At 58.5% G+C, this 13,833-nt stretch carries 14 protein-coding genes; 6 read left to right on the forward strand and 8 right to left on the reverse strand.

Going from position 1 to position 13,833, the window contains the following annotated elements; genetic code table 11:
- Positions 1-101: 101 nt before the first annotated feature.
- The 3 genes from HUO12_RS08835 to HUO12_RS08845 are packed head-to-tail and all read right to left on the reverse strand — an operon-like array spanning position 102 to position 3,272.
- The gene (locus HUO12_RS08835; protein ID WP_232367352.1) at positions 102-959 is read right to left on the reverse strand and encodes an acyl-CoA dehydrogenase family protein; all 858 of its coding nucleotides are present in this window, start codon (positions 957-959) and stop codon (positions 102-104) included.
- Positions 956-2,107 carry an acyl-CoA dehydrogenase family protein gene (locus HUO12_RS08840; RefSeq protein ID WP_176273210.1) on the reverse strand — a complete coding sequence of 384 codons (1,152 nt, stop codon included), beginning with the start codon at positions 2,105-2,107 and terminating at the stop codon, positions 956-958. Before HUO12_RS08840 ends, HUO12_RS08835 begins: the two co-directional genes overlap by 4 nt.
- Positions 2,108-2,114: 7 nt before the next feature.
- The gene (locus HUO12_RS08845; protein ID WP_176274377.1) at positions 2,115-3,272 is read right to left on the reverse strand and encodes an acyl-CoA dehydrogenase family protein; all 1,158 of its coding nucleotides are present in this window, start codon (positions 3,270-3,272) and stop codon (positions 2,115-2,117) included.
- A 133-nt stretch (positions 3,273-3,405) separates the two neighbouring features.
- Here HUO12_RS08845 and HUO12_RS08850 point away from each other — a divergent pair, with 133 nt between their 5' ends.
- Genes HUO12_RS08850 through HUO12_RS08860 form a run of 3 tightly spaced genes read left to right on the forward strand, consistent with a single transcriptional unit; the run spans position 3,406 to position 6,065 of the window.
- Positions 3,406-4,191 (forward strand): enoyl-CoA hydratase-related protein, encoded by a 786-nt coding sequence (locus HUO12_RS08850; protein WP_176273211.1) that lies wholly within the window; start codon positions 3,406-3,408, stop codon positions 4,189-4,191.
- 33 nt (positions 4,192-4,224) lie between these two features.
- Complete coding sequence (locus HUO12_RS08855; RefSeq protein WP_176273212.1) at positions 4,225-5,415, forward strand: FAD-dependent oxidoreductase; 1,191 nt, start codon at positions 4,225-4,227, stop codon at positions 5,413-5,415.
- Positions 5,412-6,065, forward strand: coding sequence for a maleate cis-trans isomerase family protein (locus tag HUO12_RS08860; RefSeq protein WP_176273213.1), 654 nt, complete (start codon positions 5,412-5,414; stop codon positions 6,063-6,065). The genes HUO12_RS08855 and HUO12_RS08860 overlap by 4 nt, the downstream gene beginning before the upstream one ends.
- On the opposite strand, the gene HUO12_RS08865 is transcribed toward HUO12_RS08860, so the two are convergent.
- From HUO12_RS08865 to HUO12_RS08880, 4 genes are all read right to left on the reverse strand, one after another.
- On the reverse strand, positions 6,062-6,865 hold the full coding sequence (locus tag HUO12_RS08865) for an alpha/beta fold hydrolase (protein WP_176273214.1): 804 nt from the start codon (positions 6,863-6,865) through the stop codon (positions 6,062-6,064). The two genes, HUO12_RS08860 and HUO12_RS08865, sit on opposite strands and share 4 nt — an antisense overlap.
- Complete coding sequence (locus tag HUO12_RS08870) at positions 6,862-7,482, reverse strand: hypothetical protein (RefSeq protein WP_176273215.1); 621 nt, start codon at positions 7,480-7,482, stop codon at positions 6,862-6,864. Before HUO12_RS08870 ends, HUO12_RS08865 begins: the two co-directional genes overlap by 4 nt.
- Positions 7,483-7,579: 97 nt before the next feature.
- Entirely contained in the window at positions 7,580-8,611 is a 1,032-nt protein-coding gene (locus HUO12_RS08875; RefSeq protein WP_217905183.1) for an ACP S-malonyltransferase, read from the reverse strand.
- Positions 8,608-10,707, reverse strand: a complete 2,100-nt coding sequence (locus HUO12_RS08880; protein ID WP_232367353.1) for a thiamine pyrophosphate-dependent enzyme — start codon at positions 10,705-10,707, stop codon at positions 8,608-8,610. Before HUO12_RS08880 ends, HUO12_RS08875 begins: the two co-directional genes overlap by 4 nt.
- A gap of 315 nt (positions 10,708-11,022) precedes the next feature.
- Here HUO12_RS08880 and HUO12_RS08885 point away from each other — a divergent pair, with 315 nt between their 5' ends.
- Both HUO12_RS08885 and HUO12_RS08890 read left to right on the forward strand, forming a co-directional pair.
- On the forward strand, positions 11,023-11,529 hold the full coding sequence (locus HUO12_RS08885; protein WP_176273217.1) for a c-type cytochrome: 507 nt from the start codon (positions 11,023-11,025) through the stop codon (positions 11,527-11,529).
- Between the two features lie 33 nt (positions 11,530-11,562).
- On the forward strand, positions 11,563-12,225 hold the full coding sequence (locus HUO12_RS08890) for a cytochrome b/b6 domain-containing protein (protein ID WP_176273218.1): 663 nt from the start codon (positions 11,563-11,565) through the stop codon (positions 12,223-12,225).
- Here HUO12_RS08890 and HUO12_RS14670 read toward each other — a convergent pair.
- Positions 12,201-13,085: an XdhC family protein gene (locus HUO12_RS14670; protein ID WP_176273219.1), complete on the reverse strand. Its 885-nt coding sequence runs from the start codon at positions 13,083-13,085 to the stop codon at positions 12,201-12,203. The genes HUO12_RS08890 and HUO12_RS14670 overlap by 25 nt on opposite strands.
- Before the next feature lie 12 nt (positions 13,086-13,097).
- Between HUO12_RS14670 and HUO12_RS08900 the strand changes: the two genes are divergently transcribed.
- Positions 13,098-13,826: a nucleotidyltransferase family protein gene (locus HUO12_RS08900; RefSeq protein ID WP_176273220.1), complete on the forward strand. Its 729-nt coding sequence runs from the start codon at positions 13,098-13,100 to the stop codon at positions 13,824-13,826.
- Positions 13,827-13,833 lie beyond the last annotated feature (7 nt).

Raw genomic sequence — 13,833 nt, forward strand, 5'->3', positions numbered from 1 at the left:
CGGAATCCTTGTGTTTTGCGACCTTCGGTCTCTTCTCCGGTTCTCACCATATCAAAGAATCGGCAGAATTGTGCGGGTTTGCGGCAAAATTTTTGCACGCTTCAGCTGTGCAGATTGAATCGCATCCAATCGAGCGCGCTTGCCTGGTTTGCCAAGACTGCGCGGCCGATTTGTTCGTCCCAATGCGCCTCCGCGCCTTGAGCGAGCCGCCAGGCCTGAAGCCGCTTCGTGTAGAGCTGCAAATCATATTCCGCGCTGATGCCGATCGCGCCATGCACTGCGTGTGCAATGGCAGCGATGCTGGCAGCGTATCGGCTCGCGATGGTTTTGGCGGACGCGGCGCTGAGAAAGTCCGGAGCTGACCCGCCTCCTACCGCATTCTCGACAGCCAAACGGACAGCCACTGCCTCTTCCGCCATGACCGCCAGCTGTTGCTGAACGGCTTGCTGGCGACCGATAGGCTTCCCGAACTGCTCACGCTCATTGGCATAAGCGACACTCATATCGAGCACGCGGCTCGCAGCACCGGCAATCTGCGCGGCGTACAGAAATGCGAGCTGAGCGGTGATATCCTCGCCTTCGCATGAGACCGGCGTGCCCGGCGCGCCGGAGTTGCGATGCGCGGCAAGCGAACCAGAAGGAGCCTCTGCGATCAACGGTCCATCAGGACAGGTCTTATTGGCGTCTTGTAAATATGCCCGCAGCACCATGGTCTCGCCAATCGGGAGTGGTTTCGCCGCTCGACCCAGAGCCTGGAACAGCGCTGAGGCTGTCTTCCAATCCAGGCCGAAACCCTCTTGGCTTTCAGGCGCCAGCGCATCGAGAAAACCGGAAGCTTCGACCTTGGTCCATGCTGATTGCCAATCGCCGCCCGCTTCGATCGCGCGGATTATTTCCGAAGTGAAGGCCTCTGCAAGCATTCGCTCGAACGGTTCAAGGATTTCGCTATGCGCCATCATCTGAGCCCCAGCCCGCGCGCGATAATGCCGCGCAGGATTTCACGAGTCCCGCCGCGCAAGGAAAAGCTTGGCGCGATATGCGCAGTGTAAGTCAGCGTGCGGAAAAGCTCTTCGGAAACCGGCTCGTCCGGATGCGCTGCGAGATCATCACCGACGAGGCGCGGGACATCCTGTTCGAATGCCGTACCCAGGTCTTTGACAAGGCTCGCTTCGACCACCGGACTTTCGCCTGCCGCGAGCTGCGCTGTGCAAGCAATCGACATCGCTCTGAGCGCGCTCATTCTAGCGACCATCTCGCCAATCAGTGCGCATGTCTGCGCATCATCTCGCTTCATCTCGCGCACATGAGAGAGCCATGCCTCGAGCAAAACCATGCTGGAATAAATTCGCTCCGGTCCGCTGCGTTCGAAGGCAAGTTCGGCGGTGCATTGCTCCCAGCCCAGCCCTTCCGCACCGATCAAAGCCTCGTCTGGCAGCTCGACATTGTCAAAGAAAACCTCGGCAAAATGCGCATCACCGGAGAGGTCTTCGATCGGTTTGACGGTTACACCGGGGGAACTCAAGTCTATGATAAGTTGTGACAATCCGCGATGACGATCCTCGCTTGTGCCAGATGTGCGCACCAGCGCGATCATATAGTCGGAATGCGCTGCACCGCTGGTCCAGATCTTCTGCCCATTAACGCGCCAGCCGTTGTCCGTCTTGTCCGCTCTTGTCCGAACACTCGCCAAATCGCTGCCTGAACCCGACTCGCTCATCCCGATGCAAAACAGCATTTCTCCGCGACAAATCGCGGGAATGTGTGTTGAGCGCTGCGCCTCGTTCCCATAGTTCAGAATGAGGGGCGCGCTCTGCCGATCAGCAATCCAATGCGCCGCCACAGGGGCACCGGCGGCAAGCATCTCCTCGACCACGACAAAGCGAGCGAACGGTCCGCGGCCCTGACCGCCAAGCTCTTTCGGGATCGTCAGACCGAGTAGCCCTGCCTCACCCATTTTCCGGCTGAACTCAGGATCATAGCCTTGCCAACTGCGCGCGCGCTGATCGAGCGTCATGCTCGCGACCGCCTCTTGAGCTAGCGCACGCGCGGTCTCGCGCAGAGCCTCATCCTCTTGCGGGATCTGAGCGAGCTGGAGGCTTTCAAACATGGCCGCGTCAGAAGCTCTTCGGCATGCCCAGCGCATGCGTCGCGACATGGCTGAGGATCAAGTTCGTGCTGATGGGCGCGACTTGATAGAGTCGCGTCTCGCGAAACTTGCGCTCGATGTCATATTCCTCCGCAAAGCCAAAGCCGCCATGCGTCTGGATGCACATGTCAGCGGCCGCCCAGCTCGCTTCGGAAGCGAGCATCTTCGCCATATTGGCCTCAGTCCCGCCGGGGTGCCCTTCGTCGAAAAGGCGTGCGGCCTTGTCGACCATTTCGGAAGCTGCCGCGACTTGCACATAGGCACGCGCGATCGGGAATTGCACGCCCTGGTTTTCGCCAATCGCACGGCCAAAGACATTGCGCTCTCTCGCATAGTCGCTCGCTTTGTCGATGAAGAACCGGCCATCGCCAATACATTCGGCTGCGATCAAAACGCGCTCGGCATTCATTCCTGACAGTATGTATTTGAAGCCCTTGCCCTCTTCGCCGATTAGGTTCTCCGCTGGCACATTGAGTTCGTCAAAGAACAGCTCGGTGGTCGCGTGATTGAGCATGGTGCGGATCGGGCGGATGGTGAGGCCATTACCGACTGCTTCACGCATATCAACTAGCAGCACGCTCATACCGTCTGATGGCTTGGCCGCATCCTCGCGCTTGGTCGTACGGCAGAGCAGCACCATGAGATCGGAATGTTCGGCCCGGCTGATCCAGATTTTCTGGCCGGAGACGACATAATGATCGCCCTCGTGCCGCGCGAAAGTACTGATGCGGGTTGTGTCTGTGCCCGCCCCCGGCTCGGTCACTCCAAAGGCCTGAAGTCGCAGCTCCCCGCTGGCGATGGCTGGCAGATAGCGCTGCTTCTGTTCGTCCGAGCCGTGCTTCAAGAGGGTGCCCATCGTGTACATTTGCGCATGACACGCGCCGCCATTGCAGCCAGAGCGATGGATCTCTTCGAGCACTGCACAGGCCGCCTGAAGGCCCAGGCCCGACCCGCCGAACTCTTCAGGAATCAGGACGGAGAGGAAGCCAGCCTCGGTCAGCGCTTTCACGAACTCGGTTGGATAAGCGCGCTCGCGATCAAGCTTTTGCCAATATTCGCCCGGAAAATCCGCGCACAAACGACGCACGGATTCGCGAATTTCGGGAAAGGATTCCTGGACTTCCATTGGTGCAAAAACGCCTGTTGATTTCTTCTCTCTCATGGACCTTTCTAAAAAGGCGGTTGCAAAACACAACCGATTGCTTGCAGGAGAGTGCGCGAAACACAGATAATGCCGCGCAAGGCACAAGGGAGAGACCATGAGCGCATTCGAGACCATTACGCTGGACGTGGCTGATGAAGTCGCAACGTTGACGCTAAACCGCCCCGAGCGATTGAATGCCTGCCCGCCGCAAATGGCAGACGAAGTCTTCTCGGCGACCCGTCAATTGGGCGATGCGCGCGCGCTGCTCATAAAAGGCGAAGGCCGCGCGTTTTGCTCTGGCGCAGATTTGGCCGCTAGCAGTGAAAGCGCGATTACCGGAGGCGACCGCTCCTATCTCTCGCTTTCGAAGAATTACAATCCGATGATCAAGGCGATCGCGACGCTGCCGATGCCGGTGGTCTCCGCAGTCAATGGCCCGGCGGCAGGCGTCGGCTGCTCGCTCGCGCTGGCTGCAGACTTCGTTATTGCAGGGAAGGGCGGCTATTTCCTCCAGGCCTTCGTCAATATCGGCCTTGTGCCCGACGGCGGCTCTAGCTGGATGCTGCCGCGACTTGTTGGCCTCGCTCACGCCAATCGCATGATGATGCTGGGCGAACGTATCTATGGCGAGGAAGCCGAGCGGATCGGCCTCATCTACAAATGCGTTGAAGACGAGGAAGTCATGACAGAAGCTAGCGCGCTTGCGACCAAGCTAGCCAAGGGGCCGACCGTCGCGCTGGGCCGGATGAAACACAATATCCGTGCCGGGCTGGACTCCGATTTCAGCACGACCTTGCATATCGAAGCGGAAGGGCAGAAGATTGCTGGGGACAGTGCAGACGCCCATGAAGGGATGAGCGCATTTCTCGAAAAGCGCACCGCCGCTTTCAAAGGGCAGTAGCAGCCCGCACACCCAAAGGAGGGCTCAGCCCGCATGCCAAACTCCGACACAGCAGTAGCAATTGTCGGAGCAGGGCCGGTTGGGTTGAGCGCTGCATTGCGCTTGGCCGAACGCGGCATTGAAAGTGTCATTCTGGAAGCGCAGGAAGATCGCGCTCGCGATCTGCGCGCCTCCACATTCCATCCTCCTACGCTGGAAATGCTGGACACGCTTGAGTTGGCTCAGCCACTTTTCGAGCACGGTCTCGTCACGCCGCATTGGCAAATCCGGATGCATGAGACAGGCGAGCGCGCATTATTCGACCTTCAGCATATTGCGCAGGACACAGCCTTTCCTTTTCGCTTGCAATGCGAACAGACCGTGCTTTGCGAGCTGGCCGAAGCGCTGGTCCATTCACACGCGCTCATCGAGATCAAGCGCGGCTGGAAACTCGCAAAGATCGTTCAGCACGAGGATGAAGTCGAGCTAGAGAACGAATCCGCTGAGAGACTGCGTGCACGTTATGTGATTGGCGCAGACGGCGCGCGCAGCACGGTGCGCGAAGCGTGTAACTTCACCTTTGAAGGATTCACATACCCTGAGACCACCATCCTCGCCACAACCACCTTCCCCTTTCATGAGCATCTGGAAGGGCTGTCCAACGTCAATTATTGCTGGTCAGAACACGGGACCTTCAGCCTGCTTCGTCTGCCTGACGTATGGCGCTGCAGCCTCTATTCCGATGCTGACGAGAGCCTGGGCGATGCGCTTGATCCGCAATCGATCGAGACCAAGCTGCAACGCATTTTCCCGCGCGATGACCCCTATCCGGTCACAGAGATCAGGCCCTATCGCATCCATCAGCGGATCGTGGAGCATTATCGCAAGGGGCGCATCGCGCTCGCAGGCGACGCAGCGCATTTGAACTCGCCCTCTGGGGGCATGGGCATGAATGGCGGCATCCATGACGCGTTCGCTTTAGCCGATACGCTCGCAGAAATCCTCCGCGGCGCAGACGAAACCTTGCTCGATCGCTATTCGCAGCGGCGCAAAGCTGTCGCCGAAGAGCAAATCCTAAAGCAAGCACACCGCAACCGGACGCGGATGCAGGAACGCGATGATGCGAAACGGCGCGAGGAGCTCACGCGGCTGCAAGCCATCGCGGACAATCCTGAAAAAGCACGCGAACATTTGCTCGCAACATCGATGATCGCCGGCTTGCGCCAAGCGGAGACGATGGAATGAACGCGCCCATCGCAGTCCTTACGCCGATGGCGAATCCGACTGTGGAGCGGGAGTTTCGCGCGCTACTGCCACCACAATGCGACTATGTGGTGGGCCGCCTGGTTAGCCAGCACAAGGACAGTGAGGCGCGGCTTCGAGCCTATGCTGAAGAATTGCCGCATATGCTCGAGCAGTTCGGCGGGCTTGCGCTTTCAGGTGTGGCTTTCGCCTGCACAGCCTCGAGCTATCTTTTGGGAAGAGCGCGCGAGGACGCGATTGCCCGCGAACTCGACCTGCCTTTGCTGTGGGCTGCCGGAGCGGTTCGCGAGACTCTGGAAGGGCTTTCGGCAAGGAAGATCGCGGTCATCTCTCCATATCCTGAAAGTATTCATGCAGCAGGCCTCGAATACTGGCGCGATTCGGGCATCAAAGTGGCTTTTGAGGCGCGGCTGGAGATCGGATCCGACGATACGCGCGCGATCTACAACCTCGACGGTAGCGAATCGAAGGGCGCAATCAGCAAGGCACGCGAATGTCAGCCGGACGCAATCCTGTTGTCCGGCACGGGCATGCCGACGCTCGCCAATATCGACCCAAGCGGTGCGCCGCCCATCATTTCGTCCAATTTGTGTCTTGCGGGAGCAATGCTTGGATTGACAGAACAGGGCTAGGCTTTGTCGAGAAATGCGAGCACTTCGCTTGCCGTCTCAGCAGCAGCCTCATCAAGCACGGAGCGCGTGATATCGAGCCGTTCCACCAATTCCGATTCCGATAGAGCAGCGGCCGCGCGGCGGGTCGCGTCAAGCAACATGGACTGTGTCGCGATCACACGGCTCGGCATGTGGAACCCTCTAAACCGCGCTTCCCATGGATAGGAAAACGCTGCGGCAAAGGCTGCATTGGCTTTGCGTCCAGCGCGCAGTCGCTCAGCAAACATGGCAAGCGATTGGTCTGCGCTTTGCGAAGCCAGCCGCTTTACGAAGGTGCTGTTCCAGACCGGTTCTAGCGACGCGATGTCTTCGTTCAACACCACATCCTCTTGGTGGTCGTCAGCAAGCTTCGCAGCAGTTTCAGCTTCCATCGCAGGCACATCGATCAGGCAAGCCTTGCGAACAGGCACTTCTTGTCGAAGCGCCATTTCCACCGCGACAAAGCACCCCGAGTGGAAGCCCAGCAGATCAATCGGATGATCGCCTGTCAGCTCTTTGACCAAGGACGCTATGCTCGCCGTATAATCTGCAATTGTCGGCCATTCAGCTGCAAGCGGATCCGACCCGCCATAGCCGGGATAGTCAGGCGCAATGACGCGCCCATCCTGAGCCAGCAGGGGTGCAATATTGGCGAAGGCTAACCCGCTGAAAGGAGCGGGATGAAGGCAATAGAGATCAGGCGCGCTCGGTTCATCAGGCGACCACATGCGCCAGTGAATCTGGCCGCCCTCGAACGCGCTGTAGCCCTTCTGAGCGATCACTGCGTTTGCGCAGCCCCGGCGTCCTCAAACTTCGCCGCGAGCGCTTCGACCTGGCCGCGCGATGCTTCAACAGTGATCGTTTGCTGCGCGAGCTGCATCGCTCTTTCGAGCTCGGCCCGCTCGGGCGCGTCTTTGCAAGGCTGAAACGTGCCATCGAGCGATGCGCTGACGAGGTAATAGCCTGACCATGGGTGATCCAAGGCAACGCCGCGACGGATACGCGCCAAGCCCTTGCAGGCATCGGAGACCGGGCTTGCGCCGGTTATGTCGATGAAGCCGAGGACGAAGATCGCTTGGCGATAGCCCACTTGCTCAGCCTGCAGCAGATACGGCACCGCTTCAGCCGCTTTGCCTTGATAGAAGAGCACGCGGCCCAGCTGGTAAGCGCTGCGGGCATGGTCGGGGCGTTCAGCGAGGACTTGCTGGCAGGCCGCAACCGCTGCTTCCAGATCAATGGCTTCACGCGCAAGGCCCGTGGTGACGCGATCGGGATCAGCCGGGTGAGCTGCAGCCATGTCGCACGCTGTTGGCGCAGGCGTTGCAGCCAGGGTCGGTGTGCTGATGGAAAAAAGTGCTGCTGAAATCGCTGCCAATAGGAAGGCTCTGGCGTGCTTCATCGATCTGTCTCCGCTTGTGTGCGAGGCCCCGTCCGATGCGTTTGTCCGGACAAGTTGCCGCTGCGTCAAGCACAATCAGTTAGGTGCAGCCTGCTGCTCAGGTGACCATGCCGCGTTGAGCCTCAAGCCCCATGGAGGCAAGGATGGGCTCCGCGCTCTCTTGCCGCTCTACAAAAGCAGCTTTGCTTTCGAGCCCGGTCCAGTCCGCCATGATGAGCGATTGCGCCACCGCGCCGCCCAGCGTGTTGCCGGGTCCTGCTACGATGAACAGGTCTGGCGCAAACTCGCGCGCGGCGATCCGCACGGCATGCGTGAAATCATACGTCTCGATGACTTGCGTGCGCAGCGTGTAGTCGCGCAGCTCTTCCATTGCGCAGGCATGCGGCCACCAGATGTGTCCGCGCCCGTCGATCATCGGAAGCGACGGATTCTGGAACAGGCTGGTTGGCAACGCTTCAAGACCAAGTTCGGAGACATGCTCGACCAGCGGCGTATGAAACGCAGCATGATTGCCAAGCCGCATCGGAAAGCGATCCTGAACTGGCTCAACCGCTTGCTCAAAAGCTTTGAGGCCTGCCCCATCACCAGCGAGGACCAACATCCCCCCGAGCTCGATGGATGTCATCAATTGCGCGTAAGGTCGCGCATTGATCTCGTGAATTAGAGCGTCGATCTCAGCCCGTCTCGCGTCATCTACCAGCCAATTCTCATCGATAAACGGATAAACTGTCTGTCCGCCGGTCAAATTGTCCTGCATCAGCGTGCCCATGGTGTTGGCAATGCGGAAGCCGTCTGCAGCGCTCGTCGCGCCTGCACAAGCGAGCGTTGTGTACCAGCCCATCGAATTGCCGGTAACGGCGACGATCTCGACTTTCTCATTGTTCATGCTGAGAAAATCACCGAGCGATGATGCAAAAATCAAAGCCGAGGCATTGTCGCCGCGCGTGTGTTTCGCGAGCGAAAATCGCTCTGTACTATCAAGCGCGCTAACGGTTTCCTGGCCCATTGCTTCCCGCTGTGCATCAAAGCCGCTCAGCATTTGACCGTCCGGGAAGTGCCGCGCCAGATATCCCAGCTCCGCCTTGTTGTACGTCCCGCGTCCGGGGCAAATGACAACCGCGCGCTTCACGATTTCTGTCCTGATATCAGGTCTTTGGCAGCCTCAAAAATGCTCTCCGCAGACGGCATTGTCGCGCCATAGGCAGGGCCAGTTGCGATGAAGCTATCCTCCGCGGTCAAACGAGCGATCGAGCGCATTCCATCCTCTGCGAGCAACGCCATCAGCGCTTCTGCAAGCCCGCCGGTTCTGCGGGTCTCATCAACCACGAGGACATTCGAACAATCAGAAACTGCATCGATGATAGCTTGTTCAGGTAGCGGCGACAGCCAGCGCAAATCGATGATGCGTGTCGCAATTCCGTTCTCTTCCAGTCGCTTATGGGCCTGCCGCGACAGGTAAGTACCATTGCCGAAAGTGAGGATCGCCAACTCCTTACCTGTCCCGTGCACACCGACTTCGCCAAAGCAAATTCGCTCCGACACATCAGGATAAGTGTGCATCCAGAGCCCGTCGCCTGCCTCGTGCAGATCGCGCATGGGGTAGAGAGCAATAGGCTCCAGAAAGACCACAAGCCGCTGCTCTTCGCGCGCGAGCCGCACGCATTCACGCAGCATCCTGACAGCGTCAGCGCCATTGGAAGGACACGCAAGGATCAGTCCCGGGATGTCGCGCAGCACGGCAACGGAATTGTCATTGTGAAAGTGACCTCCGAAGCCCTTCTGATAACCAAGCCCAGCAATTCGAACGACCATGGGATTGGTGAATTGTCCGTTGGAGAAAAATGGCAGGGTCGCCGCTTCCCCGCGCAGCTGGTCTTCCGCATTGTGCAGATAGGCAAGGAACTGAATCTCCGGCATCGGCAAAAAGCCGTTTTGCGCGAGGCCTATGCCCAGCCCCAGGATCGACTGCTCGTCCAGCAGAGTGTCGATCACGCGCGCGCGGCCAAAGCGTTTGGAGAGCTTCTGCGTGACGCCGTAGACCCCGCCCTTGCGCCCGACATCTTCTCCCATCAGCACGATTTCTTCATGCTCAAGCATCAGATCAGCGAGCGCAAAGTTGATCAGCCGCGACATGATTTGCGGGCTTTCCATCGCTTTCACGTCGTCAGCGAACAACGCTTTGCGCGCATTCCCATCGGGACCATTGCTCGGCGCGCATTCCCGCTTGGGCGGAATGATCGACTGCATCACTTGCGCTGCAGTTTCCAATCTCGCGCGCCTCTCGGCCTCAGCCGCAACACGCTCCACTCGTGCTTCAGTCTCGCGGTAGATTTGCAACGCTTCGAGAGGTTCAAGCGTGCCGGCCTCATCAAGCAGTCGTACCATATGCAGCAGCGGGTCATTTGCTTCCTCTGCCTCGACTTCCGCGCGAGGCAAGTAGCTTGTCGCCAAGTCAGCGCCAGCATGGCCATAAAGGCGAACCATGCTGAGATGCAAAAATGCAGGCTTACGCCTTTTTCGGACATAATCCGCTGCCTCGATAGCCGCACGGAAGGTGCCGTAGATGTCGAGCCCGTTGGCGGAAAAGTATTTAAGACCCGGACGATTTTCAAAATTTGCTGCAATCCAGCCCGGCGGGGTCTTGGTCGAAATTCCGATACCATTGTCTTCGCACACGAACAGCAGCGGCAAAGGGGACGACTGATAGGAAGTCCAGCCAGCTGTGTTGAACGCGCCTTGTGCAGTCGAATGGTTAGCTGATGCATCGCCGAAACTGCACATCACAATCGCATCATCTTCGAGCGCGCAATGCTCTGGCCGGTGCCGTTTTGCGAGGCCAAGCGAATAGGCAACACCCACAGCTTTCGGCAGATGACTTGCAATAGTCGAGGTCTGAGGCGGAATGTTCAGCGCTTTCGAGCCCAGAACCTTGTGCCTTCCGCCAGAAATCGGGTCGTCGCTTGAGCAGGCAAAGCTCAACAGCATATCCCAAGTGATCGATTGCCCGGGCACCTGGCGGGATCGCTCAATCTGAAACGCGGCATCGCGGTAATGCAGGAATGCCATGTCCTTGGGCGAGAGCGCAGCAGCAACGGCCGCCATCGCTTCATGGCCTGAGGATCCAATCGTGTAATAGCCAGTTCCACGCGACTGCATCGCCCGGCTCACCCGGTCGAGCGCTCGCGAAAGACAGGCAGAACGGTAGATTGACACCGCTTGCGCCATGCTCAGCGGTTCACGAGGAGCCTCTCCCTGCGGAAAGTCCCCGGCCTCAACGCGTCTCAGGAAATTCTCATGGACGATCGATACCCGGTCCATCTGTACCCCACTCTGCCGTCCTAGACGCGCCTCTTATCGCTTCGTTACAATTGAAACAACCTTGTGCGCAGTGGACGAAGCAAGACAAACGCCATATCATCCGTAGTGTTCTTCGGAACAAGTCACGTCTGTGCGCGCTCTTTTGAGCAAGGCATGGTCTTCTCGAGGCTGTGGCGGGTCGCGCAAAATGTCCACCCCTGCTCGGTGAAAGGAAGCAAGCCGATGAAACGTAAGCCGATTATCACAGGTCTTGTAAGTGCCACTCTCGTCCTTGGCTTGGCCGCGTGCGGCGATAGCGAAGAACCTACGGCTCCCACCGAAGAAACGAGCGGCGAGGCAAGCCCGGACAATGTAATCGAGCTGCGTCAGGCCAATTTTGAAGCCATGGGCGACGCCTTCAAAGCCATTCGAGGCCAGCTTGAAGGCGATGCGCCCGACTTCGCGGTTATCGAAGAAAGCGCGCAAGCCATTGGCGCTCGCATCACAGCGAACAAGGACCTGTTTCCTGAAGGCACTGGTATCGATTCAGGTGCTGAGACCGAAGCGCTCGAAGTGATCTGGGAGAAGCCCGACGATTTCGTTGCGTCGGCTGACAAGCTTATCACCGCGAGCGAGGCGCTGGCAGCAGCGGCGGCTTCGCAGGATCTTGGCCAGGTGCAGGAAGCAGTGAAGAACCTGGGTGGGTCATGCAAGGCATGCCATGATGTTTTCCGTCTGGACACTGACTGAGCGATCCGCGCCAGTTACCTTTAGCAGGCCAACGTGACTGAAAGCGCGATCCGCGTGTGGGACTGGCCCGTGCGGCTCTGCCATTGGAGCATGGCACTGGCGATCCTCGCACTTTGGTGGACAGCAGAGAATGGCGAGATGGGCTGGCACATGCGGGTCGGCGTGTTCCTGCTTTTCGTGCTGGCCTTTCGCATCGTGTGGGGCCTTCTGGGTACACGCACCGCGCGCTTCGCAAGCTTCGTCAAGGGACCGATCGGTATCTGGCGCTATGTCACTGGCCGAACGGGTCATGATGGCGTCGGACACAATCCGCTGGGCGCGCTCAGTGTCATTGCGTTGCTCGGAATCTTATTGACCCAAGTCACGCTGGGCCTGTTTGCAGGCGATCCCTTTGACGGCGCAACCGGGCCACTCAATGACAAAGTTGGCGTGATGACTGCGGACTGGATGACCGACTGGCATGAGACGCTGTTCGACGGGATCCAGGCTCTTGTCACGCTGCACATCGCAGCCATCGCCTATTTTTGGATCGCAAAACGCAACAACCTCGTGTCCCCGATGCTGACAGGAAATCGAGAGTTGCCCAACGAGCAAGCGGAGGGGATTGAAAGCGCCTCGCTGCTAAATCTGGTCATATGTCTAGGGCTGGCGTGCGGGCTTGCAACTTGGGTTCAGCTCGGCGCTCCGCTGCCCTGAGCAACAAGGGCATTATACCTCTCGACCACTTGAGCGAAGATCGAAATTGCAAGCGTTTCCGGATCGCGCGATGAAGGAATGGAGCCAATCGGCGCTGCGATTCTCGCGATCGCAGTCGCAGACACACCGCGTTTTACAAGCGCTTCACACCTGGCATTATGTGTCTTTAGGCTGCCCATCGCACCGACATAGAACGACGGTGCGCTCAACGCCTGCTCGATGAGCTCAGTTTCCCAGTCATGGTCATGGAACAGGAAGGTGCACGCAGTATGACTGTCTGGCTCAACAGGCAATGGATCGGACAAACGCTCCAGCAAGAATGGCAGCGCGCTTGGAGCATTTGACAAGCGCCGCACGATGTCCTGATCCGGCGTTGCAACCTCGCAATAGACATCCATTGCACCAGCAAGTCGCACCAGCGCTTCGACAGAGGCTCCATGGCCTGCGATCATGAGTTTGAGCGGCGGGGCGTGCCTCACGACGTAGTCATCACCCTGCCAACCAGGGGACCTTGTGTCGGTCACTTCGATTGGGCCTTCATCGCTTGGCAGAGAAAGCGACCACGGCTTACGCTTCGTCGCAAGTTCCATCATCTGAGCAACAAGCCGTTCGTCGTTGATCGGATTCAGCAGCAGATCGACCCGCCCACCGCATGGCAAGCGGATATCGATGAAAGGACTGCCAGCGCCATAGGCCACCTGACGGGGACGATCGTCTTCAATCGCTTGCAGCGCCTCTTGAACAACCGCTTTTTCGATACAACCGCCAGAGAGCGAACCCGTGAAATCGCCATTCAAGCTTACCGCCATATGCGCGCCGGGGTTACGAACCGATGCTCCGGTGACCTTAGTTACTGTCACGAGGCATCCCTTTTGTCTGGCAGCAAGGCTGTCGGCAAGGCTGTCGGCAAGGAACTGAAAGATGCGGTGAGTATCGAACACTACAATTCGTCCGATAATCCCGATGACAGCTTTGCGCCAGAGGGACGGGTATCGCGTCCTCTTCCATCGCGCTCCGCAGCGTGGCAGGAGACAGCCATGATTGCACTCGAAGACACCGCCTGCATTCTGCTCGCTGCGGGGCAATCGCGGCGCTTTGGAGCCGCAAACAAACTGCGCGCTGAGCTTCACGGCAAGCCGCTCGCGTCGCATGCCGCTGATACACTTGGCGCGATGCCGTTCGGAGAGCATATTGCCGTGGTAAGCTCGGAAACGTCAGATTTGTTCGATTTGCCGTTCAAGACAGTGCTCAACACTGCTCAAGAGCAAGGGATGTCTCACTCCATTGCTCTTGGAATTGAGGCAATCAACGAGGGCGAAGTGAAAGCTGTATTGATCGCTCTCGCTGATATGCCTTTCGTACCGACCGGCCATTACAAAGCACTTCTTGAAGCGGTCGAAGAGACAGGAGAGCCGCAAATTGCAGCCACGCAGAATAGTGGCCGCGCGCAAGTACCGGCGGTGTTCTCTCTCCGAAAGGCGCATACTCTACTCACGCTTGAAGGCGATCAGGGCGCTCGCGATCTTCTGCAATCAGCGAAGACTGTGGCTTGCGATTCCCGACTGCTGACTGACTTCGACCGCGCAGAAGACTTCATCTAACGAATGT

The organism is Altererythrobacter lutimaris, assembly GCF_013371495.1.
GTDB classification, from domain to species: Bacteria; Pseudomonadota; Alphaproteobacteria; order Sphingomonadales; family Sphingomonadaceae; genus Erythrobacter; species Erythrobacter lutimaris_A.

Coding starts and splice junctions, on each gene's coding strand:
- HUO12_RS08835 (WP_232367352.1), bottom strand. CDS start 959: ATGATGGCGCATAGCGAAATCCTTGAACCGTTCGAGCGAATGCTTGCA.
- HUO12_RS08840 (WP_176273210.1), bottom strand. CDS start 2,107: ATGTTTGAAAGCCTCCAGCTCGCTCAGATCCCGCAAGAGGATGAGGCT.
- HUO12_RS08845 (WP_176274377.1), bottom strand. CDS start 3,272: ATGGAAGTCCAGGAATCCTTTCCCGAAATTCGCGAATCCGTGCGTCGT.
- HUO12_RS08850 (WP_176273211.1), top strand. CDS start 3,406: ATGAGCGCATTCGAGACCATTACGCTGGACGTGGCTGATGAAGTCGCA.
- HUO12_RS08855 (WP_176273212.1), top strand. CDS start 4,225: ATGCCAAACTCCGACACAGCAGTAGCAATTGTCGGAGCAGGGCCGGTT.
- HUO12_RS08860 (WP_176273213.1), top strand. CDS start 5,412: ATGAACGCGCCCATCGCAGTCCTTACGCCGATGGCGAATCCGACTGTG.
- HUO12_RS08870 (WP_176273215.1), bottom strand. CDS start 7,482: ATGAAGCACGCCAGAGCCTTCCTATTGGCAGCGATTTCAGCAGCACTT.
- HUO12_RS08880 (WP_232367353.1), bottom strand. CDS start 10,707: ATGGCGCAAGCGGTGTCAATCTACCGTTCTGCCTGTCTTTCGCGAGCG.
- HUO12_RS08885 (WP_176273217.1), top strand. CDS start 11,023: ATGAAACGTAAGCCGATTATCACAGGTCTTGTAAGTGCCACTCTCGTC.